24 protein-coding genes and 2 tRNA genes are annotated in these 25,369 nt (G+C 36.4%); 13 read left to right on the top strand and 13 right to left on the bottom strand.

Annotation, left to right across the window (positions count from 1 at the left end):
- Positions 1 to 4: 4 nt before the first annotated feature.
- The gene (gene radA / locus KKC17_02230; protein MBU1039029.1) at positions 5 to 1,357 is read left to right on the top strand and encodes a DNA repair protein RadA; all 1,353 of its coding nucleotides are present in this window, start codon (positions 5 to 7) and stop codon (positions 1,355 to 1,357) included.
- Positions 1,358 to 1,624: 267 nt separating this feature from the next.
- Here the strand turns inward: radA and KKC17_02225 are convergent, their stop codons facing one another.
- The 6 genes from KKC17_02225 to KKC17_02200 all read right to left on the bottom strand — a co-directional run bounded on the left by KKC17_02225 (position 1,625) and on the right by KKC17_02200 (position 6,185).
- On the bottom strand, positions 1,625 to 1,942 hold the full coding sequence (locus KKC17_02225; GenBank protein MBU1039028.1) for a hypothetical protein: 318 nt from the start codon (positions 1,940 to 1,942) through the stop codon (positions 1,625 to 1,627).
- Positions 1,943 to 2,326: 384 nt separating this feature from the next.
- Entirely contained in the window at positions 2,327 to 4,375 is a 2,049-nt protein-coding gene (gene recG / locus KKC17_02220; protein ID MBU1039027.1) for an ATP-dependent DNA helicase RecG, read from the bottom strand.
- Between the two features lie 102 nt (positions 4,376 to 4,477).
- Positions 4,478 to 4,615: a hypothetical protein gene (locus KKC17_02215; protein MBU1039026.1), complete on the bottom strand. Its 138-nt coding sequence runs from the start codon at positions 4,613 to 4,615 to the stop codon at positions 4,478 to 4,480.
- A gap of 3 nt (positions 4,616 to 4,618) precedes the next feature.
- Complete coding sequence (locus tag KKC17_02210; GenBank protein ID MBU1039025.1) at positions 4,619 to 5,290, bottom strand: GerMN domain-containing protein; 672 nt, start codon at positions 5,288 to 5,290, stop codon at positions 4,619 to 4,621.
- 119 nt (positions 5,291 to 5,409) lie between these two features.
- Positions 5,410 to 5,484, bottom strand: a tRNA-Arg gene (locus KKC17_02205).
- 191 nt (positions 5,485 to 5,675) lie between these two features.
- On the bottom strand, positions 5,676 to 6,185 hold the full coding sequence (locus tag KKC17_02200; protein ID MBU1039024.1) for a hypothetical protein: 510 nt from the start codon (positions 6,183 to 6,185) through the stop codon (positions 5,676 to 5,678).
- A gap of 88 nt (positions 6,186 to 6,273) precedes the next feature.
- On the opposite strand from KKC17_02200, the gene KKC17_02195 reads away from it, so the two are divergent.
- The gene (locus KKC17_02195) at positions 6,274 to 6,861 is read left to right on the top strand and encodes a hypothetical protein (protein MBU1039023.1); all 588 of its coding nucleotides are present in this window, start codon (positions 6,274 to 6,276) and stop codon (positions 6,859 to 6,861) included.
- On the top strand, positions 6,848 to 7,234 hold the full coding sequence (locus KKC17_02190) for a riboflavin kinase (GenBank protein ID MBU1039022.1): 387 nt from the start codon (positions 6,848 to 6,850) through the stop codon (positions 7,232 to 7,234). The genes KKC17_02195 and KKC17_02190 overlap by 14 nt, the downstream gene beginning before the upstream one ends.
- Positions 7,235 to 7,242: 8 nt before the next feature.
- Here KKC17_02190 and KKC17_02185 read toward each other — a convergent pair whose 3' ends face one another.
- Positions 7,243 to 8,079, bottom strand: a complete 837-nt coding sequence (locus tag KKC17_02185; protein MBU1039021.1) for a bifunctional 5,10-methylenetetrahydrofolate dehydrogenase/5,10-methenyltetrahydrofolate cyclohydrolase — start codon at positions 8,077 to 8,079, stop codon at positions 7,243 to 7,245.
- Between the two features lie 2 nt (positions 8,080 to 8,081).
- Positions 8,082 to 9,374, bottom strand: coding sequence for a serine hydroxymethyltransferase (locus tag KKC17_02180; GenBank protein ID MBU1039020.1), 1,293 nt, complete (start codon positions 9,372 to 9,374; stop codon positions 8,082 to 8,084).
- Between the two features lie 168 nt (positions 9,375 to 9,542).
- Here KKC17_02180 and KKC17_02175 point away from each other — a divergent pair, with 168 nt between their 5' ends.
- The 9 genes from KKC17_02175 (at position 9,543) to KKC17_02135 (ending at position 17,973) form a co-directional block, all read left to right on the top strand.
- Positions 9,543 to 9,872 carry a hypothetical protein gene (locus tag KKC17_02175; protein MBU1039019.1) on the top strand — a complete coding sequence of 110 codons (330 nt, stop codon included), beginning with the start codon at positions 9,543 to 9,545 and terminating at the stop codon, positions 9,870 to 9,872.
- Positions 9,873 to 10,089: 217 nt separating this feature from the next.
- Positions 10,090 to 11,040: a succinylglutamate desuccinylase/aspartoacylase family protein gene (locus KKC17_02170; protein ID MBU1039018.1), complete on the top strand. Its 951-nt coding sequence runs from the start codon at positions 10,090 to 10,092 to the stop codon at positions 11,038 to 11,040.
- 16 nt (positions 11,041 to 11,056) lie between these two features.
- Positions 11,057 to 12,397 carry a hypothetical protein gene (locus KKC17_02165; GenBank protein MBU1039017.1) on the top strand — a complete coding sequence of 447 codons (1,341 nt, stop codon included), beginning with the start codon at positions 11,057 to 11,059 and terminating at the stop codon, positions 12,395 to 12,397.
- A gap of 105 nt (positions 12,398 to 12,502) precedes the next feature.
- On the top strand, positions 12,503 to 13,636 hold the full coding sequence (locus tag KKC17_02160; GenBank protein MBU1039016.1) for a hypothetical protein: 1,134 nt from the start codon (positions 12,503 to 12,505) through the stop codon (positions 13,634 to 13,636).
- Between the two features lie 7 nt (positions 13,637 to 13,643).
- A complete protein-coding gene (locus tag KKC17_02155; protein MBU1039015.1) occupies positions 13,644 to 14,975 on the top strand; it encodes a phosphomannomutase/phosphoglucomutase in 1,332 nt (443 codons plus the stop codon).
- A 3-nt stretch (positions 14,976 to 14,978) separates the two neighbouring features.
- Positions 14,979 to 15,761 (top strand): glutamate racemase, encoded by a 783-nt coding sequence (gene murI / locus KKC17_02150; protein ID MBU1039014.1) that lies wholly within the window; start codon positions 14,979 to 14,981, stop codon positions 15,759 to 15,761.
- Positions 15,762 to 15,768: 7 nt separating this feature from the next.
- A complete protein-coding gene (locus KKC17_02145) occupies positions 15,769 to 16,341 on the top strand; it encodes a hypothetical protein (GenBank protein MBU1039013.1) in 573 nt (190 codons plus the stop codon).
- Positions 16,342 to 16,382: 41 nt separating this feature from the next.
- Complete coding sequence (locus tag KKC17_02140; GenBank protein ID MBU1039012.1) at positions 16,383 to 17,399, top strand: hydroxyacid dehydrogenase; 1,017 nt, start codon at positions 16,383 to 16,385, stop codon at positions 17,397 to 17,399.
- Positions 17,386 to 17,973, top strand: a complete 588-nt coding sequence (locus KKC17_02135; GenBank protein ID MBU1039011.1) for an NUDIX hydrolase — start codon at positions 17,386 to 17,388, stop codon at positions 17,971 to 17,973. Before KKC17_02140 ends, KKC17_02135 begins: the two co-directional genes overlap by 14 nt.
- A 66-nt stretch (positions 17,974 to 18,039) precedes the next feature.
- Here the strand turns inward: KKC17_02135 and trpS are convergent, their stop codons facing one another.
- The 5 genes from trpS to secG form a co-directional block, all read right to left on the bottom strand.
- A complete protein-coding gene (gene trpS, locus KKC17_02130) occupies positions 18,040 to 19,029 on the bottom strand; it encodes a tryptophan--tRNA ligase (GenBank protein MBU1039010.1) in 990 nt (329 codons plus the stop codon).
- Positions 19,030 to 19,045: 16 nt separating this feature from the next.
- Positions 19,046 to 20,878, bottom strand: a complete 1,833-nt coding sequence (locus KKC17_02125) for a ribonuclease J (protein ID MBU1039009.1) — start codon at positions 20,876 to 20,878, stop codon at positions 19,046 to 19,048.
- A 117-nt stretch (positions 20,879 to 20,995) separates the two neighbouring features.
- A tRNA-Leu gene (locus tag KKC17_02120) sits at positions 20,996 to 21,082 on the bottom strand.
- A 25-nt stretch (positions 21,083 to 21,107) separates the two neighbouring features.
- Complete coding sequence (locus tag KKC17_02115) at positions 21,108 to 22,805, bottom strand: hypothetical protein (GenBank protein ID MBU1039008.1); 1,698 nt, start codon at positions 22,803 to 22,805, stop codon at positions 21,108 to 21,110.
- Positions 22,806 to 22,926: 121 nt separating this feature from the next.
- Positions 22,927 to 23,148: a preprotein translocase subunit SecG gene (secG, locus tag KKC17_02110; protein MBU1039007.1), complete on the bottom strand. Its 222-nt coding sequence runs from the start codon at positions 23,146 to 23,148 to the stop codon at positions 22,927 to 22,929.
- A 127-nt stretch (positions 23,149 to 23,275) separates the two neighbouring features.
- Here secG and KKC17_02105 point away from each other — a divergent pair, with 127 nt between their 5' ends.
- Positions 23,276 to 25,327 carry a UvrD-helicase domain-containing protein gene (locus KKC17_02105; GenBank protein ID MBU1039006.1) on the top strand — a complete coding sequence of 684 codons (2,052 nt, stop codon included), beginning with the start codon at positions 23,276 to 23,278 and terminating at the stop codon, positions 25,325 to 25,327.
- The last annotated feature ends 42 nt before the right edge of the window (positions 25,328 to 25,369 follow it).

Below are 25,369 nucleotides of genomic sequence, written 5' to 3'. Positions count from 1 at the left end.
ATAAATGGCGGCTAAAACAACGATTATTTATACTTGTTCTAATTGTGATGCCCAACAGGCTACCTGGTTGGGCCGTTGTTCTGAATGTGGCCAGTTCGGTACCATTGCCAGCCAACCAGAAACCATAATTAAATCTCAATCAATTTCCTCTCTTAAAACAACCAAAGCGGCCGGCGTAACTTCTTTAAGACTTGGTAGCAATTTATCTTTAAAGCGTTTTGTTTCTGGTTTAAATGAAGTGGATAGAGTTTTAGGTGGTGGTTTAGTGGAAGGAGGAGTTACTTTATTAACTGGTGAGCCGGGAGCGGGTAAATCTACTCTACTTTTAGCTTTGGCTGATAGTTGTAGCCAACCAGTTTTATATGCTTCGGGCGAAGAAGCTTTAGAACAAATTGAGCAAAGAGCTAGGCGGCTTAAAGTTAAAGGTGATAAATTAGGTTTTACTGCAGAAACAAATATTCAGGCTATTGCCCAAGCGGTTCGGCAAAATTCTGTAAAATTATTAATAATAGATTCTTTACAAACGGTGGTTTCGGAGGATTCATTAGTCGGTTCCAGTTCGCCTAATCAATTAAAAAGTATTTTGAGTGATTTAGTAGCTTTGGCCAAGGAAACCAAAACAGCTGTTATGGTAATTGGTCATGTTATAAAATCTGGCCAGGCGGCTGGGCCTAAAACAATTGAGCATTTGGTAGATGTGGTGTTAAGTTTAGAAAGTTTAGATAAGCAGTCGGTTAAAATTTTACGGGCGACTAAAAATAGATTTGGTTCCACTGATGAAGTAGGGGTTTTTCAAATGGAGGAAGGAGGCTTAATAGAAGTAAACAATCCCTCAGCTTTATTTTTAGACGATCGGCACGCTGGTGCTGGTTCTTGTATTACAGCCCTGCAGCAAGGTTCGCGCAGTTTGTTGGTGGAAGTGCAAGCTTTGGTGACTAGAGTAACTAAATTGAATTACCCCAAAAGAGCTACAACTGGTTATGATAGTGCCCGTTTACAATTGTTAATAGCTGTTTTAGAAGAAAAAGTTGGTCTTAAATTTGGTTATAATGATGTTTATGTTAATTTAGCTGGAGGTTTAAAAAGTCGAGAACCAGCTTTGGATTTAGCGGTTTGTTTAGCTGTTATATCAGCTCGGCAAAAAAAACCACTGGCTAAAGATTTAGTGGTTTTTGGCGAGGTGGGTTTAGGCGGGGAAATAAGAGCAGTTAATAATATGCCTAAAAGATTACAGGAGAGCGCTCGTTTGGGTTTTAAACAAGTTCTTTGTTCAAAATTGCCTAATAATATAAAGTTTCCCAAGGTATTAGAAATTTCCGTGGTTGGCAATTTGTTTGAGGTAATGGATTGGTTATAAAGGATAATAAATTAGAGTTAAGAATTACGAATTAAGAATCACGAATAAAAGCTTCGTTTTTATCCCGTGTCCGCCAACTGGCGGAGTGGGATGATGATTAAAGCAATCAGAGTCACGATTTTTAGCTAATACTTCCATACTTGCGAGTATGGAAGTATTAGTGGTTTATAAAAAAGAAAACCGGACACCTTACGGGGTGGCCGGCTGTGATTATGGGGGGTAATTTACGTAATTTAAAACTGATAAATTACTTAATTACTCACAATTTTAGGGGAGTGCTACTTGATAATGGATTATAGCTGAATCAACGTCTCCTTCAGCTATAAGATCTTTGGTTAATGCTAAACGTCTGATAGATTTTTCGATATGACATTTTTCGAGTAAAATACCATCTTTTGCTAATTTTTCCAGAATTCGTATGTCATCAATGATGAATTTATTTTTTTGTTTAACTTGTTTTTCAATAAATTCTTTCAAAGATATTTCTTTTTCTTCTGGTGTAATTATTAGAAGATTTTTATTTATGTTTATTGGTATTTCTTTGGGCCCACCATTCATTAAGTAGCCTATTCTAAATTTTTCCATTTTTTCTCCAGGTTTTACATTATAGTGATTGATTAAAATTGTGAGTAATGTTTTTTAACTTGAATTAAACATTTTTCCTCCATTTCGTTTGTGAATGTTGTTTATTTTGAAATACAAACAGGGTAAGCTGCGCAGCACGTTGGTGGAGGAAGCCACCGACACGTGTTTATACCCTGCTTGCACAAATTGTTAAAGAGTTTATTTATTTTAATATAACATTGTATCACAGTTTAAGCAATTTGTCAATAGTTGGATAGATTAGAATTAAGAATTAAGGGAAATTCTTTGATACTGGGAAGTATGGAAGTATTTGTAAAAAGTCATAATTCTAAGTATTAGACGTTAGGATTTTTAATTTTAAAAAATAATTTTTAGATTCTGGAATTATTCTAAATGGGTATTTTCTTGTTTAATTTTAAGTTTAAGTTCAGGCCAGGTTTGTAAAGTTGCATCTAAAGAAATAGTTTGTAAGACTGCTTGGCGGACTATTTTAATAATTTCACTGTTAACCAGTTCCCAGTATTTTAATTTAATAAAACCGGATTGAGTAGCCCCCAAAAGACTGCCCGGGCCTCGGGTTTTTAAATCAAATTCAGCCAAATCAAAACCATTGGGGTATTTAATCATGGCGGTTAGACGTTCATTTTTAGCATTATTAGTTATTAATAAGCAATGGCTGTCTAGGTTAGATCGGCCAATTCGACCGCGTAGTTGGTGTAGCTGGGCCAGGCCGAACCTTTCGGCGTTTTCTATGGCCATAACAGTAGCTTCGGGTATATCTAAACCAACCTCCACCACCGAGGTGGCCACCAATATAGGCGTGTGGCCGTTTTTAAAATTTGTTAAAGCTTGCTGTTTAGCAGCACTATTCAAACGGCCATGCAATAAGCCTAATTTTATATTAGGAAAAATTTCTTTTTGTAATCTGGTGTGTTCTTGATTAGCTGCCGTAGCGTTTAATAAATCACTTTCTTCCACCAAAGGACAAATAATAAAAACCTTGTTACCTAAGGCAATTTCTTTTTCAATCAGTTGGTAGGCTTCTTTTTTTTGTCGGTCGGTAATTATTTTGGTGATAATAGCCTTACGGCCGGGTGGTAATTTTTTTATTAAAGATATAGCTAAATCGCCATACAGCGCCAAACTTAAGGAGCGGGGAATTGGGGTGGCAGTTAAAGACAGGAAATGCGGGGCAAGTGTTTTGTTTTTAGTGGTTAAAATTTGTCTTTGGTTAACACCAAAACGGTGTTGTTCATCTACAATAACCAGGCCTAATTGCGGTATTTTTATAGCCGGTTTCAATAAAGTATGGGTGCCGATAATAATATTTATTTTTCCGTCAGCCAATAGTTTTTTTAGATTAACCTTACTTATTTTATTGTCATTATTTGTTAAACTTTGTCCTTGGGTTAGTAGAGCTAAAGAAATATCAAAATCAGCCAGCATTTTTTTTAAGGTGTTAAAATGTTGATTGGCTAATACCTCGGTCGGTGCTAATAAAGCAGTTTGGTAGTTGTTAAGGAAACAATTTAAAGCGGCTAAGCCGGCTACCACTGTTTTACCCGAGCCAACATCACCTTGTAATAAGCGGAACATGGGACTATCTTTTTCTAAATCTTTTATTATTTCCCAGGCAGCTATTTTTTGGTCACTAGTTAACTGGTAGGGTAATTTGTTAACGAAATTTTTTAAGGCTGGTTGAAAGGGCATAGGCGGCGCTTCTTTTTGCTCCCTTTTAATTTTGGCTAAATTATTTTGTAAACTGGTTAAATACAATTCATCAAAGACTAGCCGTCGCCTGGCTTGGCTTAAGGATATTTTGTCAGATGGAAAATGGAGCTCTGTAAGCATTTTAGAATGGTGGAGCAGCTTAAATTTATTTTTTATTTCTGTTGGTAGCCAATCTGTTAAACTCGGCGTATAAGGCAGGATTTGTTTTATTAATTGCCTAAAAGTATGGTGGGTTAGGCCATCGCTTAAAGGATAATAAGGTATTAAATGGTTTGCAGTAGTGGTTTTTTGAGAGGATGATTTTTCATAATGAGGTTGTTCTAATTGCTGGCCATAAGTGGTGGCTTTTAATTGGCCAGATAACCAAATTTCTTCACCTGGTTTTAAATTTTTAGCTAAATAAGGTTGATTAAACCAAATAGCTTTTATAGTGCCGCTACCGTCATTTAATAAGGCTTGGGTTAAAGTTAATCGTCGTGGCCAGAGCCGTTGGGTTTTTATGGTTTGAATTTTACCTTTAATAGTTATTTTTTCATTAGGTTTTAAATCTTTAATTTTTTTAATATTGGAAAAATCTTCATATCTGGTTGGTAGGTGCCATAATAAGTCTTGAGCAGTATTAAGCCCAAGTTTGTTTAATTTTTTTAGTAGAACCGGGCCTACGCCCTTAAAATCAGTTAAAGATTTGGCTAAATTATTCATAAATACATTATGGCTGTTATTTTTGTAAAAGCCAATTAAATAAAAAACAAACAATATACATTGTCTGGTTTTAAAATAGTTTTCTGGTGCAGTATTCTTGAATTAGTCCGAACGCATTTCGCCGCCGCAGGTGGCGAGGAAGTCCTCCGCGAAAATTCGGAAAGGCGGTGGAGCCACACCGCTGACAATTTCAAGTTTTTCCTTGGCGGCAAATTCTTTGAAAAAATGAAAATAGATCAAATGTTATCCTCGTTGATCCATCCATGCACGCCAATTAAATTCTTTGCCGTTCAAATAGGTTTTGACTTCGCTGATGTTAGTAAACTGCTTTGCTGTAAAAATAATTTGTGCTTCAACACGCGGATCATTGCATTCATTAGAAACAAGATCACCTTCAAGATAAACCATTGCTACATTACCACGGATTTCTGCCTTGATGAAACGCAGTGGCTTGAAGACATCGGCAGGCCTGTTTTCATAAGTGATAGTTCGTTCCTTCGCTTGGTCTGCGATTGGATTGGCAAGTTCCTTTCCTGCAAAGCGCACAGTGGCTCCAGTGGCAAAAAGTTCTTTGTAAGCGGCGGCGAGTGGTTGAGTTGTTGCCGTAACTTCTTTACTGACGTAAACAACTTTATCGCCACAACCAATCAGTTCTCCTGTTTCGTAAGCCTTCTTCATGGCATTTTGGTCATAACCTACTTTGTCCCCAAAGCCAACCGAGCCGCCCATATCAATGAAAGGAACTTGTATCACCGATTTTTTACTAATAGGAGTGTCCGTAGATGTGGTCTGATCGGTTACGTTTTGAGTCGGCGTTACTGATTTTTTAGAAAAAACAAAATATCCACCAACAGCGACAATGCCAACAACAATTACAATCAAAACAATGTTTGCAAATCCTTTTTGAGTATTCATATTAAAATTCTTGATTAATTTTCGACTTTATGATTAAAAACTTTTCTTCCCCCAAAATTGAATACAAATTAGTCGCCGAGCGAAGCGAGGCGAACCAAAACTCTTTGACTTTTCCTACGTGGTGCCCTCGGTAGGAATCGAACCTACATCACAAGCTCCGCAAGCTCGCGTTCTATCCATTGAACTACGAGGGCAAAATAAATAACATGGTGAATAAATGATGATTAATTACATAATTTATACCCTTGTCAGCCAGAGGCTGATCCGCCTTGGGCGGAAACTACGAGGGCAAAATTGACGCTATAATACTATCAAAGATCTATTATTTACAACTAAAAGCTTCACCAGTATAGGTGAAGCTTGGGGAAAAATCAAGGTTTTAGGATTATTGTAATTTAAGGAGTTTGGCCAAGGCTTCAGAGGTTGGTTCGTCTTCTTTAGATAAATCTTCGTTTAAAAATTTTTTAAGTTCAGTTCGGACTTTTAAAGGATTGGTTTTGTTTAAGGGTATAGACAATCTGGGATCAAAGAGATTTTTTGGTAAGACATAAAGGTTGTCTATAGTTGGTGGTTGATAAGCTATCCAAAATTCATTTAGTTCCGACCAACGCCAAAATTTTTTACCAACCGCTAAACCCTTGTTAGTTATTTGGCATTTTAAATGGCGAGGTTGCCTTTTGGTTTCATTAACGAATAAAATAGCGCCCATTAGGAGTATTAAGGCAAATAAGAAATTACCTGTTAAAACGGCGTATAAGAGCAGTAGCAGGCTGATAACGCCGGCTAACCACCACCAACGTCGGCTACGTATAATAGGGTTAAATTCTTTAAAAGACCAACTGATTTGTTCGGTACCCAGATTAGTCTGGGGTTCCAAATTAAGGTTAATAGGCATATAATTAGTATATCATTTAGATGTCAGCAAATAAAGTAGCTGGCAATTGCTAGATTATTGGGTAAATTTATAATTAACAAATATTATCATGATAGATAAAAGATTTTTTAAAAAATTAAAAACGAATTATCAAAGAACTCAAATTAAAAGGCGTTGGTTAACCGGTTTGGCTAGCGAAGCCCAGCATTTAAGCAAGCAGTCTATTTTTGTTGCTCAGCGCGGGGATTTGGCTTTGTCTGTTAGTTTATTAACTAAGGCGACTGGTTATTTAAAAAAAATTCAGCCAATCTTTAAAAAATTTCAAGATTTAGAAAATTTAGGAGTTTATCGAGCGGCTTTGGAAGAATATGTGGAGGCTAAATTATTTTTGGATATACTTAAACACCAACCTATTTCGTCTTTGCCGCAGTTTAATATTTCTCCGGAAATTTATTTAGGTGCTGTAAGTGATGCAATTGGGGAAACCGTTCGTTTAGCTGTTAAGTATGCCGCTCAATCAAAAGTTGCCGAGGTAAAATCTTTACAAATTTTAGCCACGAATTTAACTGGCTGGTTGGCGGAATTTAATTTAACTGGACCCTTAAGAAGTAAATTTGATCAAGCTAAACGTCATTTAATCAGATTGGAAGAAATAAATTACGATTTGGCTATTAAGAAGAATTATGAAGCTAATTAAGGGTTTGGTGGTACCGGGTTTTAAAGAGGGTAGAAAGTTGGGTTATCCTACAGCTAATTTAAAATTATTTGTTAAAACGGTTCGACCAAAACCGGGAATTTACGCCTGTCGTGTTAAACGGTCCACTGGTTTAAAATATGAGGCTATTTTAGTTAGTGGTGTTTACAAAGAGGCAACTGGTCAGCCACGTTTGGAAGTTTATTTGTTGGATTGGCAAGGTAATTTATATGGTGAGAAATTGACTATCGAATTATTTGATAAAATGCGAGATTTGGTTGTTATAACAAATAAAGCTAATTTAAAAAAAATAATCCAAGCCGATATTAAAGCAGCTAAATTATTTTTTAAATCACTAGCCTCTATTTCTAAGTAGTTAGAGGTTTAAATGTTTGAAGAAAGGTTTTTTATAGTCAGTCGATAAACACTCCATAAAAGCATGGCTACTGTTACTGGGCCAACGCCACCTGGTACGGGAGTTAGAAAGATTGGTTTGTTTAAAGGGTTGTTGGGGTCAACATCACCTAGAAGATGACTATTTATTTTAGTAGTGCCGACATCAATAATTATGGCTTCGTCTTTAAAATCATTAATTGTTAAGTAATGTGGTTGGCCCAGGGCGCTAATTACTAAATCAGCTTGGGCTAAAATATTATCAGTTTTATTTTTTAGTAGATTGACTTTTAAACCCATATTAATTAAGGCTTTTTCCAAGGGTTGGCCGAATTGGGGACTGTTGACTAATAAACAGGCTTGCCCGCCGTTTAAGTTTTTTTTGCTTAGGTTGATTAATTTAATTATACCTTCTATCAAACCCGGTATAAATTGGTTTTGACCGTTTAGAAATTTTTGAATATTTATTGGCTGAAAACCATCAGCATCTTTAGAGGGCTTAATAGTTTGGATGATGATTGATTCATCCAGATGTTTAGGTAGGGGTAATTGAACTAAGATGGCATCGATATCAGGTTGTTGATTAAAATCTTGTATAAGTTTAAGTAAAGTTGGTTGGTTTGTTTTGGTTGGTAACATAACCTTGGTTACTCTAAGACCAGTTTTGGTAGCGGCTTTAGCTTTTAAATTAACATAAAGATGAGAAGCTGGGTCGTCGCCTATTAATAAAACGGCCAAATGTGGTGGCCGGGGTAGCTGACTAACCTGCTGGCTTAGTTCTTTTAATAGATTATTAGCCAGTTTTTTTCCATCCAGACAGAAGGTCATATTTATTTAAGCTCTGGGTAGAGCGGGAACTGAGTACTTAATTCTTTTACTTGTTTTTTAATAATTGTAAGAGAAGATTCATTTTGCCAGCTTTTTAAAGTTTGGCTTATTAAATAGCCAATAGTGGTCATTTCTAACTCTTTAAAACCACGACTAGTTAGGGCGGGTGTGCCTAAACGTATGCCTGAAGGGTCTAAAGGAGATCTAGAGTCATAAGGTATTAAGTTTTTATTAACAGTAATACCCACTGAATCAAGCACTGTTTCGGCTTGTTGACCAGTTAAACCTTGGTTATTAAGATTAATTAGGATTAGGTGATTATCTGTCCCGCCGGTAATTAACTCTAAACCGTTTTTAATTAAACTATTAGCCAGCGCTTGGGCATTTTTAACTATTTGGTGACCATAATTTTGGAAATCAGGCAATAAAGCTTCTTGTAGGGCTACAGCAATGGCAGCGGTTTGTTGATTATGAGGCCCACCTTGTAGGCCGGGGATAATAGCTGAATCTATCAGTTCGGCTAAATTTTTTTTACTTTTAGGTCTATATAAGTCGTGCCAGCGATCTTGCTTGTTAGGTATTAATATTAAAGCACCTCGTGGCCCACGTAGTGTTTTGTGGGTAGTAGTCATTACTACATCGGCATAAGGTACGGGTGAGGGGTGATCACCACTAATAATAAGGCCGCTAATATGGGAAACATCAGCCAGTAAGTAAGCTTTAACTTCATCAGCAATTTTTCTAAAAGCGGCAAAGTCTATTTGTCTGGGATAAGCTGTGGCCCCACAGACTATTAATTTAGGTTTATAAGTTAGGGCAGCTTGCCTAATTAAATCATAATCCAATAAGTGAGTTTGTGGGTTAAGGTTGTAGCCTAAAGGTTTATAGTATTTTCCCGAGAAATTTAGTTTATAACCATGGGTTAAATGTCCTCCCTGATTAAGCTCTAAACCCATTACTTTGTCGCCCGGTTTAAGTAAGGCAAAATAAACTGCTTGATTAGCTGGTGAACCAGAGTAAGCTTGGACATTGGCGTGTTGTACGCCAAATAATTGACAAGCTCTTTGTCTGGCTAAATTTTCTATTTGGTCAATATAGTGGTTGCCGCCATAGTAACGTTTTCCCGGATAGCCTTCGGAATATTTGTTAGTTAAAACAGAGCCTAAAGCTTCCATAACAGCTAGTGAAGTAAAGTTTTCTGATGGTATCATTTGTAAATCAGCTTGCTGTCTAGCAAGTTCTGATTTTATTAAATCAGCCATGGGTTTATCTTGAGAAGAGAGGTATTCTAGCATGGCTTTATGTTAGCTTTACTTAGTATTTTTGTCTATTTTTTGTTTAAGGGATAGTGTAGAAAAGTTATCCACAATTTTACTATTTGACCCAGTATTTTTTATGTGTTAATGTGTTAATACATTGGTACAAAAAATAAGGTGGAATTTTTAAGAATAATTTTTAAAGATATGAAAAAGAATAAAACTTGGAACAATTTAAATAGTCAGGATCTTTTTAAGGCTATTACTAGTCTTAAAACAACCGAGGAAGCTAAACGTTTTTTTAGGGATTTATGCACGCCCGAAGAATTGATTGATATGACTGATAGATGGCAGGCAGCTAAATTATTAGCTAAAGACGTAGATTATCGGCAGGTGGCTGATAAATTAGGTATGAGCACTACCACGGTAGGCCGGGTGGCTACTTGGCTTCGTCGGGGTATGGGCGGTTATCAATTAGTTTTGGATCGTTTAACAAAGGCTAACCATCACACTATTTTGTCTCGTCGGGAGAGGTAAGTAGTTTTTGTTTTAATCTTTTTACCCCTCTCGCTGAGAGGGTTTTTTGTTCTTTAAAAATTTAAAGGGCTACCCCGGCCTAATCGGGGAAAAAATAAACGGAGGAACTAATGCCAAAAACAAAAGGACGCCAAGGGTTTTCCCTAGGTGGTCAAGGTCCACACTTATAGGCCAAGCGGGTAAAACATACCCGCTTGGATAGTTAATTTTTTATTTTATGAAAATTCTAAAAGATTATATTAAGGTAAATAAAACAAATGATAATTTGTTTTATTTACAGCGTTGGCGGATTATTTCCGGACAGCCAGGCCCTAAAATAGTTATTATTGCGCTTCAGCACGGTGCCGAAGTTTCTTCCTTTTTTCTGTTAGAAAAATTGCTCTGTTATTTTCGGCAGTTTCCTTTATTAAAGGGTTCTTTGGTTATTTTACCAGCAGTAAATGTTTTAGGCTTATTAAAAAAACAAAGGCAGGAGCCTTTTACTGGTTTGGATATTAATCGTCAGTACCCTGGTAATCAAGATAATCGTGCTACCAAAATAGCTTATGTGGTAGCTAAAGAATGTCAGTCAGCAGAGTTAGTTATTGATTTGCATAACTTTACCAGTCGTCGGTCGGTTTTTACTGGAGTGATGGTTAAAAGTAATCGGTTAGTGGAGGATAAAGCCAAGCAAGTATTAAGATTGTTCGATCCAGAATTAATCTGGTATATAAATTCTAGCCAATCATCCGATAAGGAACAGGCTGGCGCCTTGACTGTTTGGTTGGGTCAACAGAATAAATTGGCTATCGCTTTGGAATTACCACCGCCAATAGTTTTGACAGAAGGTTTTTTGAATTCTTTGTTGGAAAGGTTTTTAGTGGTTTTTGAATTTTATGGTTTGTTAACTGTTGACCTTTTAAAATGTGTGACAGTAAAGCGATCAATTTCAGTATATACTAGCCGGCTGATTAGAATGAAGGTTAATGGTTGGTTTTGGCCAACAAAAGAACCGCTGGATAAATTGAAGAGCGCGGATAAAATAGGAGATCAAGTTAGTTTAGTTGATTTTAAGAAAAAATCCTTGCGGGGCTTACCTGGTGTTTTATTAACTATTGCCTATCCCGGGTTTATAATGGCTGGTAAAAAAGTTGCTACGATTGGTAAGAAAATAGGATATCTAAAATAAAAAATAGGAGTTTAAAATGTTAAACAAAAACAAATTTATCGAATTATTTAATAGTGGTTTAACTTATCGTTATCCTTTTGTAGATTGGCAATTATTAAGCCACCGATCCGGTGCTAAATATCCATCTTTATTCAAAGAGGTCCATGTAAAAGGAAGAAAGTATGTAGATGAGTTAATTCAACCCTTGCTTTGTCCAATAAAATTAAAAATGAAAGAAGTTGAACAACTTGAAGGGTTAGCTAAATTATGGCCTAAGATTATTACCCGCCAGTTAGATTTAGCTCAAGCTGGCTGGTTAACTGATAATAGTCTGGAAATTTATGGATTAGATGGAATATTATCTGGCGAAGAAGAAGATTGTTTACTGGATGCTGGCTATAATCAACCTTTGTCTCCCTTTATCCGTCTGGATTTAATAAGGACTACTCAAGGATTTAAAGTGGTAGATATAAATTCAACCAGACCAGCTGGGGTAGGTGATAATATTATTTTGAGTGAAGCCTATGGACGATCTGGGGACCACCATCAATTCTGTCTTAAGGAGGAATTTGTTAGTACTTTTAAGGCTGCTTATTTATCTTGGAGTAATCAGAATAATTATCAACGATCAGCTAAGATTGCTATATTGTTAGATTCCGTGGCTGGTGATTGGCATAATTTTGTTAATTTAAAAAAAGTTCTTCTGGATCAATCATGGGTAGAGGGGGTTGATATTTTTACTGGTTGGTTTGATTTTATAGGTCTTGGTTATAATTGTTTGTTAAGAGGTAGAATTAAACAAGGGCATAGTTGGTATAATGATTTATTGCAGTTGCCTCGTCATAAGATATGTTTAATAAGTCCCTTAGGTCGACGTTTTATTGGTAATAAAAAATGGTTTTTTGCTTGGCAACATTTTTTATTAGGAAGTTTGTTTAAAGAAGATTTAGGATTTGATTATCAATTGTTAGTAGATAGTTGTTGTGAAGTAGGTTTGTTGCGGTCAGGTGGTTTGATAATGTTTACCCAAGAGACTAAACACTTTAGCCAATTAATAAGGCAAGAGTGGATTTTAAAATCGCCAGCAGGTTCTAGTGGTCGAGGTATAATAATTGGTGAGTTCGTCAGTCAAAAAAACTGGAATAGTATTTTTAGTCAGCCTGAGATGATTGGCAGTGTAGTACAAAAATACGAACCGGTTAAAGAAAAAGTAGTTTTAGCGGATAAGGCCGGTAAACCAAGTGAAGCAGAGCTTTTTACCAAGTACGGAGCTTTTTTGTTTAATGGGCGGTTAGCCGGATTAGAGGTTATGGCTCGTGGCACACCTTTAGTTCATGGCGCTCGAAATACTTATTTATCAACAGTTATTTTTGATTAGATTAAAAAAGAATAATCCAAAAGCCTCACCTAAGTGAGGCTTTTTTACTTGTTAAAGTCGGTTTAAAGCATTATAATGATGTTATAATTGTTAGAATTATTTTTTATGATAAAAGGTTTTAAAGTGTTTATTTGCGGTATTTTTTTTATAGGTTTATTTTTTGTTTTGACTCAATCTGTTTCGGCCGATAACTCTTCGGATCAATTGGGGGCAACCGAGATTGTTAATGGTAATTATTATGTTACAGGTTCCACTGTGGAGGTAATTGGTCAAGTGCTAAGCGATGTTTTTGTTTTTGGTGGTACAGTAGAAATTTTGGGTCCAGTAGGTGGGGATGTGTTGGTGGCTGGTGGCAATGTTAGAATACAAGGTCCGGTACAGGGTAATGTAAGAGTGGTGGGTGGTACAGTGGAAATTTCTAGTCAAGTGTCTAAAAATGTTTTGGCTGGGGCTGGTACTTTAAGGTTAATGCCGGGCAGTGTAGTTTTGGGACACTTAACAGCTGCCGCTGGTACTTTGGAAATGGCTGGCACAATAGAAGGTAGTGTTAAAGCGGCTGGCGGTTTAATTAATTTATCAGGTATTGTTAAAGGTCCGGCTGAATATTGGTTAGGTAAAGATGGTCAATTTAAAATAAGTTCCGGAGCGGTAATGGCCGATCAAATTACTTATCATAGCTATAACCAAGCTGTTATAGCTGAAGGTGCCCAATTAAGTTACCCTTTACAGTTTATACCAATCTCAGAAAAAAATTCTGCTAAACCAGCCGTTTGGTGGAATTGGCTGGTGGCAATTTTTAGCGCCTTGGTTTTAGGTATGGTGTTGTTTAGTTGGTGGCCAAAAACTTTGCAAGCCACAGCTGAGGTTATTATAAAAAGACCGTGGGTTAGTTTGGGTTGGGGAGCGGTTTGGGCAGTTTTTGTTCCTTTGTTATCTATAATTTTTTTAATCACAGTAATCGGTTGGCCACTGGCTGTCTTGCTGGTAATTTTTTATATTGCTGGTTTTATTGTTGTGCCGGTTTTAGCTGGTTTAGTTTTGATTAATTTATTAAAAATCAATGGCTTGTTTAGTAAATTTTTTGGTAAATGGCCGGGTTTAGTGCTGCTTTTTGTCGGTATTATTTTATATGAAATAATTGCCCAAGTACCTTATTTAGGTATGGTTTTTGTTATTTTGGCCGCTTTGGCCGTTTGGGGAGCTTTGTGGCAGATAGTTCGTTTAAGTTTTAATAAATAGTTAATTTATGTCACAGTGGTCAGAAACCATTTTTAAATCCTATGATGTTAGAGGTCTTTACCCTTCAGAAATAAACGAAGCAGCGGCTGAAGCGATTGGATTAGCCATAGCTAATTTAGTTAAAACTGGCCGGGTGGTAGTAGGTCGGGATATGAGGTTATCATCGCCTCAATTGCACGAAGCTTTGATAAAAGGTTTAATAGCTGGTGGCCTAGAGGTAGATGATTTAGAAATGGTGCCAATTGATGCGGTTTATTTTGCTGTCGGTACTTATGGTTACCAAGCTGGTGTTATGGTAACAGCATCACATAATCCAGCTGATTATAACGGTTTTAAAGTGGTTGGTCAGGGAGTTAGTTGGATAAGAGGGCGGGATTTAAAAAAATTGGTAGCAGAAAGAAAGCCAGCTAGAACATCTGGTAGTTTTAATCAGCGAAATATTTGGCCAGAATATTTAGAACATGTTTGGTCCTTTATTGATATAAATAAATTAAAACCTTTAAAAATAGTAATCGATGCTGGTAATGGTTTAGCTGGTAAGGTTATACCTTTATTGATGAAGAATTTACCCTGCCGAGTAGAGTCGTTATTTTTTGAGTTGGATGGTTCTTTTCCTAACCGCCCGTCTAATCCTTTAATGCCAGGTGCAGCCGACGAAGCTAAGGCCAAGGTATTGGCTAGTCAGGCTGATTTAGGAATAATGTTTGATGGTGACACGGACAGGGTTTTTTTAATTGATGAGTTGGGTAATTTTGTGCCAGCCGATGTAACCTTGCTTTTACTAGCCAAACAGTTTATTAATCGTCAACCTGGTGCGGGTATAGCTTATAATTTGATTTGTTCTCGGGCCGTGCCGGAGTTTATAGCCAAATGGGGAGGTCGACCAATTCGCAGTGCGGTTGGTTATGTGAATGTCGGTACAGCTATGAAAGAACAGCAAGGGGTAATGGGTGGAGAATTGTCAGCTCATTATTCTTTTAAAGATAATTTTTATGCTGATTCGGGATTTATTGCCGCTTTATTGATTTTAGAATTGTTATCGTTGGAAGATAAACCCTTGTCCCTTTTAGTTAAAGAGTACAAACCATATGCCAAATCTCCAGAAATTAATTTAGCAGTCAGTAATACCCAATTTGTTTTACAAGAGTTTAAAAAGAAATATCACTTAGCTACTATAGAGGAATTAGACGGCGTAACAGTATCTTATGATGATTGGTGGTGCAATATGCGCCCTTCTAATACAGAACCGCTTTTAAGGATTACTATAGAAGCCGATACTGAACAGTTGTTGGTTGAGAAGAAAAAAGAAGTAGTAGATTTTGTTAAAGAGATTTTATAAATTATGATTGGTTTATTTGATTCTGGTATTGGTGGTTTAACAGTGGTACGGGCTTTACAACGTTTATTGCCCGATGTTTCTTTAGTTTATTTTGGTGATACGGCCCGGACACCTTATGGTAATAAAAGTGCCCAGGTAGTTAAAGGCTATGGCTTGGAAGCTTCTAAGTTTTTATTAGAAAAAGGAGCTACTGTTTTGGTAGTGGCTTGTAATACTGTTTCAGCAGTGGGGATAGAGGAAATTAGGCAAACTTGGCCTAAGGTACCAATTTTTGAAGTAATTAGTCCAGTAGTGGAAAAAATTAAGCTAAGTAATTTTAAAAAGGTGGGTATTATGGGAACGCGGGCGACTATTAACAGTCAAGCTTATCAAACAAAGTTAAACCAGGCATCTATTAAAGTGCAAGCTTGTGCTGCTCCCTTATTAGTTCCTTTAGTAGAAGAAAATTACATAAATACGCCAGCTACTAAAAGAATTGTTAAAAATTATTTATTACCTTTTAAACAAGCTCAAGTGGAGGCTTTGGTTTTAGCTTGTACTCATTATCCTTTACTTAAAAAAATTATTCGCGCCCGCTTGCCTAAAAAAATGAAGATTTTAGATCCAGCGGATGAAACAGCTAGGGTAGTGGTTGCGTGGTTAAAAAATAATCCAAATTTTTCTCAAAAATTAAATAACAATCAAAGTCATTATTATGTATCCGACTTAACGCCCCATTTTCAAAAAGTGGCCGAACAGTGGTTGGGTAAAAAAATTAATTTAGAAAAAGTGGATTTGATAAATTAAAATTACTATGATTTATTTGCCAGTGGCCTTATTTTATTTTATAGTAGCTTTTCTTTTGGCGATTTTAGAAATACAAATAGAAGGACGTTATGGTTGGGCCAGTCGTTTGCCAACTTGGCGACCCGAACCAGGTAGTTTGGTGAGTCGATTATTTGGTCGGATTATGGGTGGTAAACCGGCTACGGGTTACCATTTAATTTTGTTTAGTTTTGTGCTGTTGCTTTTTCATTGGCCTTATGTTTATGGTTGGCCATTAACTTTATCTAATTGGCTTAGAACGATTTCTTTATTTTTTAGTGTGGTAGTGTTGTGGGATTTTTTGTGGTTTGTGCTTAATCCGGCTTATCCTTTAAAATTTTTTCAAAAAGAAACCGTTGCTTGGCATAAGAAATGGTGGGGGCGGATACCTTTGGATTATATTTTTGGTTTGAGTGTTTCTTTAGTTGTTTTGGTACCACTATTATTTTTAGGCTACGGTGTAGAACCCTTAGGTTGGTGGTTAATTAATAATAGTTTGTTTGGTTTATTAACCTGTTTGGTGGTAATTTTATCTGTTTGGCGACGTTTAAATAAATTTTAAAAAGTGACTGTTGGTGTTTTTTTTATTATACTAAGTTTATTATGTCTATAATTGCTTTTACAGATTGTGAAGGTTGGGAACAAGATTACCTAGCCAAATCTTTGCCAGAACAAGATTTTATTTTATTAGATCACTTTTTATCACCAGCTGATTATGATAAATTGGCTAAGGTTGAAGTATTGGCGCCTTTTGTTTCTTCGCCGGTTAGTAAAGAAGTTGTGGCAAGTTTAACCAATTTAAAATTTATTGCTACGCGTTCTACGGGTTTTGATCATATAGATTTGTCTGCCACCTTTCACCAGGGGATTAAAGTAAGCAACGTGCCTTATTACGGAGAAAACACCGTGGCTGAACATACTTGGGCTTTAATTTTAGCTTTGTCTCGAAAAATATTTCAATCTTATGAGCATACAGAAAAGGGTAATTTTTCTACCCAGGGTTTAAGAGGTTTTGATTTAAAGGATAAAATCTTGGGATTAATTGGTTGTGGCCATATTGGTAGTCATGTGGCGCAAATAGCTAAAGGTTTTGGTATGAAGGTTTTGGTTTATGATATTCACCCGAATGATAGTTTAGCTAAAGAAAAAGGTTTTGATTATGTATCTTTAGCTGCCTTACTTAAAGAATCAGATGTTATTAGCTTACATACGCCTTATAATAGTAAAACGCATCATTTGCTTAATAAAGAGAATATAAAACTTATTAAACCAGGAGCAGTTTTGGTTAATACCGCCAGGGGTGGTTTAATTCAGACCGAAGCTTTAGTTCAAGCTTTAGAAAAAGGGATTTTATCTGGCGCTGGTTTGGATGTTTTAGAAGAGGAAATTTATTTAAAAGAACATGGTTTAAAAGTGTCGCCGGAATTTTGTCTTAATCATGATTTTAAAACTATTTTGTTAAATAATAAATTGATTGAACGCGACGACGTTATTATTACACCTCATAATGCTTTTAACAGTCAGGAGGCGGTGCGCCGGATAATGGATACCACTATTGAAAATATAAAAGGTTATTTGTCTGGACAAATAATAAATGAGATTAAGTATGAAAATAAATAAGCCACCCTCTAAGCAACCATTACCTGCCAAAGCGGAACTGGTGTTTAAAGGTAAGATTTTTGATGTTTATCAATGGGAAGAAATAGGTTACGATGGCCAACCAATGGTTTTTGAAAAGTTAAAACGACCGGATACAGCCGCTATTATTGCTGTAACGGACGAGGGAAAAATAATTTTAACCAAGCAGGAACAACCGGCTCGCTTAGAGCCGTTTATTGGGTTAATTGGTGGGCGAGTGGATGAAGGTGAAACACCTTTGGAAGCGGCTAATAGAGAATTATTAGAAGAGGCCGGGTTTGTTTGTACTGATTGGCAGTTATTACGATCCGAACAACCAGTTAGTAAAATAGAATGGGCTATTTATTATTTTGTGGCTCGAGGTTGTCGTCGGGTGGCTAAACAAAATTTGGATAGTGGTGAAAAGATAGAACTTATAGAAACAGGTTATGATGAATTTAAAAAAATGGTTTTAGATAAGGAATTTGATTATGGTTCTTTACGTACGATTTTTTTGGAAGCTGAGTTGGATAAAAATAAAGCTGACGAATTAAGAAAGATTTTGGTAGGAAAATAATTTTGCGGTTAATATCCAAAAGAACGTCCAGTAAAAGGACGTTCTTTTTTAGAGGATATTTTTTATTTAAGCTAGACCCATTTTATCTTTTACATCAGCTAAGGTTTTTTGGGCAATTAAGCGAGCCTTGTCTCGACCAGCCAGCAGTATATTTCTAACTTCTTGGGGTTTAGCTGCTAATTCAGCTCGTTTAGCCTGAATAGGCTCTAGAGTTTTTATTATAGTTTCAGCTAATAATGGTTTGAATTCTGAATATTTAAGTTCACCAGATTGATATTGGTCTTCCAGTTCATTTTTTAGTTTTTTATCATCGGATAATATCTTAAATAATTGAAGCAGGTTACGCCCGCCACTTTTTTCTCCAATTGGGCCACCCCCATCGGTTATAGCTTTGGCGACTTTTTTGCGGATTAATTCCGGGGCGTCATTTAAAGCTATATAATGGTTAGGACCCAAGCTTTTGGACATTTTTTTGTTTGGTTCCAACAGAGACATAACTCTAGGCAGAACAGCTTCATAAGCTTTTGGTTCTTTAAAATAATCTCCAAAGGCACTATTGAATCTTTTGGTCAGCAGCCTGGTTAATTCTAAATGCTGGTATTGGTCTTCGCCGACTGGTATGAGTTCAGCCTGATAAAGTAAAATATCAGCTGCCATGAGAATTGGGTAATTAAGCAAGCCGGCGTTAATAGCCGCTGAAGGCTGTTCAGTTTTATCTTTAAATTGGGTCATTCTTTCCAATTCATTTAAGGGTGTAATGGTATTTAGAATCCAAGCCAGTTCCGTGTGTTCGGGGACATGTGATTGAACAAAAATTACACATTGTTCAGGGTCCAAACCAGCGGCTAAATAATCCAAAGCTACACCCAGTACTTTATTAGGCATGGTTTTAGGATCATAAGGTACGGTAATAGCGTGATAATCAACTATACTAAAAAAACAACGATTATCCTTTTGTAGATTGGCGAAATTTTTTAAGGCGCCTAAATAATTACCTAAATGCAATTCACCTGAAGGTTGAATGCCGGAGAATATTACTTTATTTTTAGGAAACATATATAATTTATTATCTTTAAACTTCAATTAAAATAGGTAGTATCATTGGTCGGCGTTGTATTTTTTGGAACAGGAATTGTCCCAAGTCATTACGCATTTTATCTCTCAGATAAATATCATTGGTACTGGTTTGGGCTTCATTGAGTTTCATTATTTGTTTGATTTTTTCTCTGGTTTCGTCAATCAATTTTTTATTATCTTTCATGTAAACGAAGCCGCGGGAAATAATATCAGGCGAGCCGACCAGTTTGCCGGTTTTATTGTCGACCATTACTACTAATACTACCATACCATCACCAGCTAGTATTTGCCTATCTCGCAATACTACGTGGGAAATATCACCAACACCTAAACCATCAACAAAGATGTATTCAATGGGAATTTTTTGATTTTGGATTTTAAAACCGTTTTGGCTAATTTCGCCAATATGGCCATTATCTAAAATAAAAATGTTTTGTGGAGGAAAGCCTATGGACATGGCTACTTTAGCCCCTTCACGTAGTAAATAATGATTAGCATAAACCGGCAAAAGGTATTTGGGTTTTATTTGCCTAATTAGCAATTTAATATCTTCAATTAAGGCATGTCCGCCGCCATGTACATCCATAATTTCTTTATGGATTACGTCGGCTCCTTGGCGGTAGAGGATATCTTTTAGCCTTTGAATAGTTCTTTCGTTACCGGGAATAACTGAAGAGGAAAAAACAATGGTGTCGGACTTTTCTACTTTGACTTGTCGATGATCGCCGTTAGCTATACGCATTAAGACAGCTCGATCTTCACCTTGAGCGCCAGTACAAACTATCAGCACTTTATTAGGTGGATAATCATGAATTCTTTTGATGTCTATAATAGTGCTGGTTTTGAATTTTAAATAACCTATTTTTCGGGCTATCTCTACATTCATTTTCATGGAAAAGCCGTCCAGAGCGACTTTTTTCCCTAATTCATCGGCTATGGCGATAATTTGCCCAACTCTTTCTATCATTGAGGCAAAGGTGGCTATAATCATCCGGCCAGGCGCTCGCATCATTATTTGTTTGATATTTTTATAGACTTCTATTTCTGGAAGTTGATGACCTTCTTTAGTTGAGCCTAAACTTTCCATCATTAGGATAGAGGGGGTGCTACGTGTATTCCAGCGTGCTAAATGAGAAAAATCAGTTTGCTGTCCAGTAGTAGTGTTAAAATCATAACGCCAATCACCTGGATGAATTACGTTGCCTACGGGGGTTTGAATAACTACGCCAATAGCATCCATAATACTGTGGGTAACGTCGAAGAAATTTACCCGAATTCGTCCCATAGTTAACTGTTCGTTGGCGGATTTTATTTCATAAGCTCTTAATCGATCAGCTAATTTGGATTCTTCTAGTCTTTTTCTTATTAAGTGTAGAGTTAATTTACTGGCGTAAACTGGTGGCCAGCCTAGTTTAGGTAACAAGTGTGGTGCAGCGCCAATATGGTCTAAGTGTCCATGACTAAAAATAACGCCCCGGATATTTTTTTCTTTACCTTTTAGATATCTAGTGTCGGGGATTATATAATCAATACCCGGCATATCTTCTTCGGGGAATTGTAGTCCCATATCTAAAATAACTATGTCTGAACCGTATTCAAACACTGTCATGTTACGACCAACTTCTTCTTGCCCGCCTAGGGGTATTATTTTTAGTTTAGCTTCGCCAGTTTGATTGGCCGGCATTATTTTAGGAAACTGGCCAGTCTCTTTCGGGTCGGTTATTTTTTGACTTTGACTTCTAGCAGAAGCTTGAGCATTAAATTTGCCGCGAGACTGAAGTCCACGGGAACGACCGAATTTCGGTCTATTTATTTTTTCTTTAATCATATTAATTTATTAGATAACAGGAATTTTATTAAATAATTCCCGCTTAAAACATTTTGAATAATTTATTAGATGTTGTGGCTGTTAAGCCAGTACATGAATTTATTAATCTCGCGCAAATGGTGGGCGTGGAGGGACTCGAACCCTCACAGGTTTTAACCTATACGCTCCTGAAGCGTACGCGTATACCAGTTCCGCCACACGCCCACCATTTGGGCGAGTAATTTAAGATTTATTGTCGATTGGTTTTTACGTACCAATTTTCACTTTGGTAAAAACGATCGGCTGGTTGACTTATTAATTCATTAGCCAAACCTTGGAGTTTTTTACCTATGACGTAATGATAATCCTTACTGTAAAGGAAGACGGCGGGAAGGTCTTCGTTTAAGATGTTTTGGAATTGGATGTAAAGTTTATTTTGTTCAGCTTTATCAAAAGTTTGTCTAGCTTGATTGAGCAGTTGATCGGCTTGTCGGTTTTGCCAGAGAGCTAAATTAAGTCCTGGTGTGGAAATTTGGGAAGAGTGCCAAAAAGGATAGGGATCGGGATCTAGGCCCATAACTTCTCCAGCTAGTAAGGCTTGATAATTTCTGGTGTTAATAATATCTTTTTGTAAGCGCCAAGCAGGTACAGCATCTAAATTAACTATTAATCCCAAAGATTCCCATTGTTCTTTAATCATTTCTGCCACTCTTAAGTCTTCTTCTTGATCAATTAAGGTTAGGGTTATAATAAAATCTTTACCATCTTTGGTTTGATAAAGTCCGCTGTCGTCCTGTTTTTTTAAACCAGCTTTAATTAATAATTCATTAGCTTTTTGGAAATCATAGTTTATGTTGCTTGAGGCGGTTAATATTTTTAAGTCTCCCCAAGTAAAAGGCCCATGACTTGGTTTAGCTTGATTATTTAAGATTTCTTGAATAATAGGCAAACGATTAGTACCGTAAGTTAAGGCCAATCTGACATTTTTATCTTTTAACAAACTGTGTTGTTGTTGATTAAAAAAAATAGCATTGTACTGAGGTAGGGTAATATCTAAGATTTGATATTTTTGGGAGCTAAAGTTATTTTTTTGCGAACTCAGGCCACCCAATCCATCAATGTCTCCCTGGCGTAAGGCTTCGCTGGCCGCTACTGAGTCGCTGTAAAAATTAAAATGGAGCTCTTTAAGATAAGGTGTTTTGGTGTGAGTATAAGGATTGGCTTCCAGATTGTAATTTAATAAATTACCTTGTTTATCTTTAGCTAAAGATTTAAAACGCCAAGGGCCAGAGCTAATTGGTTTTAGGTTAGCTTCGGCTAAAAGCCATCTTTCGGGAGCAATATTTTGCCAAAGATGAACAGGTATTATACCTAAAGTTAAAGCGTCTAAAAAAGGTTGGTAAGGTTCTTTTAGTTTAAAATTGATATAACCATCTTCGGTTAAATTTATTTCTACATTTTGAAAGCTGCCAGATTTGGGACTGTTTAAAGTTTTATCTTGAACGCTTAAATAAGTAAAATAAATATCTTCATTGGTTATTGGTTGACCATCAGACCAGAATAATTTTTCTTTTAATTTTATTTGATAAATTGTTTTATCTGGACTGAGAGTCCAATCAGCTGCCAGGTCATTTTCTAGTTGGCCCTGGTTAGAATATTTAAACAAACCCCGATGAGTTAATTTGGCTAGGTCTAACTCAGCTTGACTGCTGGCTAGTAAAGGATTAGTTGTCCTGGGATAACCGATTAAACCTTCGGTGTATTGTCCACCAGCCGCTGGAATTACTATAGTCTGACGGGCGTAAGCGCGCCAAACTAAGGCTAGGCCGCTAATTAAACAAAGTATTAATAAACTTATAGCCACCCGCCATTCACGGTTGGAAAGAATTTTTGGCAGAAATTTAAATTGCCGCCAACTAGGTAAGCGGTTGTCGTCTGCTTTTTTCATGGTTGTTAAAACAGAGTGCTCTCTTTGCCCATACAGTCGATCGCGCAGTTTATTTAATCGTCGAACTATTTGTTGGTTCGTTGATTTTAGGCTAAATTTTAGATTACTGATAGATAGCACTTTATGAATTAAGTAATGACCAAACAGCCAGAATAAAGAAAATAGTCGCTAAGACAATGGTAGCGTAGAATAATCCTTTTTCTACACCTCTTTTAGTTCGGTAAACATTGCCTTCACCACCAAAGACTCCGCCCAGTCCAGCACCGCGATTTTGTAAAAGCACAGCCACAATCAGCAGTAATGAAATTACTAATTGAGCGATTTGTAAGTAATAAGAATTCATTTTAAAACAAAAAACCTTTTGTAAGGTGTGTTAATTTATCAATATGATATAGTTTTATGTACCTAGCAGTTTGATATTTTTCAGCATACCAGACCAAGCTTATTTTGTCAATACCTTAAACTATAGTATGAATCAACCTAATTATTTAAAAGATTTAAATAAAGAACAATTAGCGGCTGTAACTTCTCCCTTAGGACCGACTTTGGTTTTGGCTGGAGCTGGTAGTGGTAAAACCAGAACTATAATTCATCGTTTAGCTTATTTAATAGATAGTTTATCGGTTAAACCCGAACAAATTATTGCCGTGACTTTTACCAATAAGGCGGCTCAAGAGATGAAAGTTAGAACGGCAGACTTATTATCAAAAACAGTTTTAGGTAAGGGTTTATTAATTGGCACTTTTCATTCAATTAGTGCTCGTTTTTTGCGTCGCCATGCTTCTTTATTAGATTATAGTAATAAATTTTCTATTTATGATCAAGCCGATCAATTAAGTTTGATTAGGTCTATTTTAAAAGATTTATCTTGGTCACCGCGCCAGGTTTCACCCGGGGCGGTCTTGGCCAATATTTCACGAGCCAAGGCAGATTTAATTACTCCGATTGACTATCAAGAAGTTAAAGTTAATGATCAATTTTCTAAAATGGTATCTCAAGTTTATGTTTTATATCAAACCGCTCTAAAAAAAAATCAGGCCATGGATTTTGATGACCTGTTAAGCCAGCAGGTTTATTTGTGGCAAAACCACCCGGCTTTACTTAAAAAATATCAAACAACTTGGCCTTATATTTTAGTTGATGAATATCAGGATACTAATCGGGCCCAATATGTTTGGACTAAGTTATTAGCCGGCAATCAAGCCAATCTTTATGCTGTGGGTGACGATTGGCAGTCCATTTATTCTTGGCGGGGAGCTGATTTTGGAAATATTTTACGTTTTCAAAAAGATTATCCAACCGCTAAAACTTACAAATTGGAACAAAATTATCGTTCTAGCCAATCCATAATTTCTTTATCTAACTCAGTTATGGTTAAAGCTGAAAATAAAAGTGATAAAAAGTTATGGACAAAAAATAATTTAGGTCGTCCAGTACAAATTGTGGAGTTATATGATGAATCGGTGGAGGCTGATTGGGTAACCGGTGAAATAATAGGCCTAAGTAATCAGCAGGAATCTTTAAAAGAAAAAAATAATCAAGTGGAGCTTACTTATCTTAGTGGTGATTCAGATGATAGTTTATCTAAAGTAAGTCAGGGTTGGCGTTATTACGGTACAGGTCAAGAACTTAGCGGTTTGGCTATTTTATATAGGACTAATGCTCAAAGTCGGGCTTTAGAAGAAGCTTGTCTTAAAAAAGGGTTACCTTATCATTTGGTGGGTGGTGTAAGATTTTATGAACGGCGTGAAGTTAAAGATATTTTGTCTTACCTTAGATTGTTACTTAACCCTTGGGATAGTGCTAGTTGGCAAAGAGCTATTTTGTCTCCTAGTCGAGGGTTAGGCTTGGCCACAATAGATAAAGTAGTGGTCACAGCTCAAGATAAAAAAATATCTTTGTTAGATAAGTCACTTTTGGAACAATTAAATTTACCAACCAGTAAAAAGCAGTTAGTGGTAGAATTTATGGATTTATATCAGCGTTGGTTAAATATTTTACCAGGTATTTCAGTAGAGAAATTAATAGACGAAGTGACGGTTAGGAGTGGTTTAAAAAAACAATTATTGGATGGTACTAGCGAAGGGGAGGCTCGTTTTGAAAACATTGAAGAATTAAAAACCGTGGCTACTGAGAGAGCTCCTGGGCAAGGGATGGAGGCTTTAGAAAAATTTTTAACTGATGTGGCTTTGTGGCAAGATCAAGATAAACTTACAGCTAGTCAGGGTGGGTTAACTTTAATGACTCTACATAGCGCTAAGGGGTTGGAGTTTGATACGGTATTTTTGACTGGTTTGGAAGAGGGTTTGTTTCCTCATTCTTCCAGTTTTAACGATCCCAAGGAATTAGAAGAAGAAAGAAGGTTGTGTTATGTGGGTTTAACTCGGGCGCGTAAAATGGTTTATTGCACTTATACCACTAATCGACGTTTGTTCGGTTCAGTAATGGTGGGGCTGCCTTCCAGATTTTTAAATGATTTCCCTAAAGAGTTGGTGGAGTTTAACTTACCGTCACCTTTTTAATAAAAAATAAACTGGTTTTAAAAAACTTAAAACCAGTTTAAA

It is taken from the genome of Patescibacteria group bacterium, from assembly GCA_018817715.1.
In the GTDB taxonomy this organism is placed as follows: domain Bacteria; phylum Patescibacteriota; class Patescibacteriia; order Veblenbacterales; family UBA10138; genus JAHITT01.
The sequence above is the reverse complement of the archived record's forward strand: the minus strand, read 5'-3'. Positions and strand labels throughout refer to the sequence as shown.

What these genes read in the sequence shown, in the direction of transcription:
- radA (MBU1039029.1), top strand. Translation starts at nt 5, where the DNA reads ATGGCGGCTAAAACAACGATTATTTATACTTGTTCTAATTGTGATGCC.
- KKC17_02225 (MBU1039028.1), bottom strand. Translation starts at nt 1,942, where the DNA reads ATGGAAAAATTTAGAATAGGCTACTTAATGAATGGTGGGCCCAAAGAA.
- recG (MBU1039027.1), bottom strand. Translation starts at nt 4,375, where the DNA reads ATGAATAATTTAGCCAAATCTTTAACTGATTTTAAGGGCGTAGGCCCG.
- KKC17_02210 (MBU1039025.1), bottom strand. Translation starts at nt 5,290, where the DNA reads ATGAATACTCAAAAAGGATTTGCAAACATTGTTTTGATTGTAATTGTT.
- KKC17_02200 (MBU1039024.1), bottom strand. Translation starts at nt 6,185, where the DNA reads ATGCCTATTAACCTTAATTTGGAACCCCAGACTAATCTGGGTACCGAA.
- KKC17_02195 (MBU1039023.1), top strand. Translation starts at nt 6,274, where the DNA reads ATGATAGATAAAAGATTTTTTAAAAAATTAAAAACGAATTATCAAAGA.
- KKC17_02190 (MBU1039022.1), top strand. Translation starts at nt 6,848, where the DNA reads ATGAAGCTAATTAAGGGTTTGGTGGTACCGGGTTTTAAAGAGGGTAGA.
- KKC17_02185 (MBU1039021.1), bottom strand. Translation starts at nt 8,079, where the DNA reads ATGACCTTCTGTCTGGATGGAAAAAAACTGGCTAATAATCTATTAAAA.
- KKC17_02180 (MBU1039020.1), bottom strand. Translation starts at nt 9,374, where the DNA reads ATGCTAGAATACCTCTCTTCTCAAGATAAACCCATGGCTGATTTAATA.
- KKC17_02175 (MBU1039019.1), top strand. Translation starts at nt 9,543, where the DNA reads ATGAAAAAGAATAAAACTTGGAACAATTTAAATAGTCAGGATCTTTTT.
- KKC17_02170 (MBU1039018.1), top strand. Translation starts at nt 10,090, where the DNA reads ATGAAAATTCTAAAAGATTATATTAAGGTAAATAAAACAAATGATAAT.
- KKC17_02165 (MBU1039017.1), top strand. Translation starts at nt 11,057, where the DNA reads ATGTTAAACAAAAACAAATTTATCGAATTATTTAATAGTGGTTTAACT.
- KKC17_02160 (MBU1039016.1), top strand. Translation starts at nt 12,503, where the DNA reads ATGATAAAAGGTTTTAAAGTGTTTATTTGCGGTATTTTTTTTATAGGT.
- KKC17_02155 (MBU1039015.1), top strand. Translation starts at nt 13,644, where the DNA reads ATGTCACAGTGGTCAGAAACCATTTTTAAATCCTATGATGTTAGAGGT.
- murI (MBU1039014.1), top strand. Translation starts at nt 14,979, where the DNA reads ATGATTGGTTTATTTGATTCTGGTATTGGTGGTTTAACAGTGGTACGG.
- KKC17_02145 (MBU1039013.1), top strand. Translation starts at nt 15,769, where the DNA reads ATGATTTATTTGCCAGTGGCCTTATTTTATTTTATAGTAGCTTTTCTT.
- KKC17_02140 (MBU1039012.1), top strand. Translation starts at nt 16,383, where the DNA reads ATGTCTATAATTGCTTTTACAGATTGTGAAGGTTGGGAACAAGATTAC.
- KKC17_02135 (MBU1039011.1), top strand. Translation starts at nt 17,386, where the DNA reads ATGAAAATAAATAAGCCACCCTCTAAGCAACCATTACCTGCCAAAGCG.
- trpS (MBU1039010.1), bottom strand. Translation starts at nt 19,029, where the DNA reads ATGTTTCCTAAAAATAAAGTAATATTCTCCGGCATTCAACCTTCAGGT.
- KKC17_02125 (MBU1039009.1), bottom strand. Translation starts at nt 20,878, where the DNA reads ATGATTAAAGAAAAAATAAATAGACCGAAATTCGGTCGTTCCCGTGGA.
- KKC17_02115 (MBU1039008.1), bottom strand. Translation starts at nt 22,805, where the DNA reads ATGAAAAAAGCAGACGACAACCGCTTACCTAGTTGGCGGCAATTTAAA.
- secG (MBU1039007.1), bottom strand. Translation starts at nt 23,148, where the DNA reads ATGAATTCTTATTACTTACAAATCGCTCAATTAGTAATTTCATTACTG.
- KKC17_02105 (MBU1039006.1), top strand. Translation starts at nt 23,276, where the DNA reads ATGAATCAACCTAATTATTTAAAAGATTTAAATAAAGAACAATTAGCG.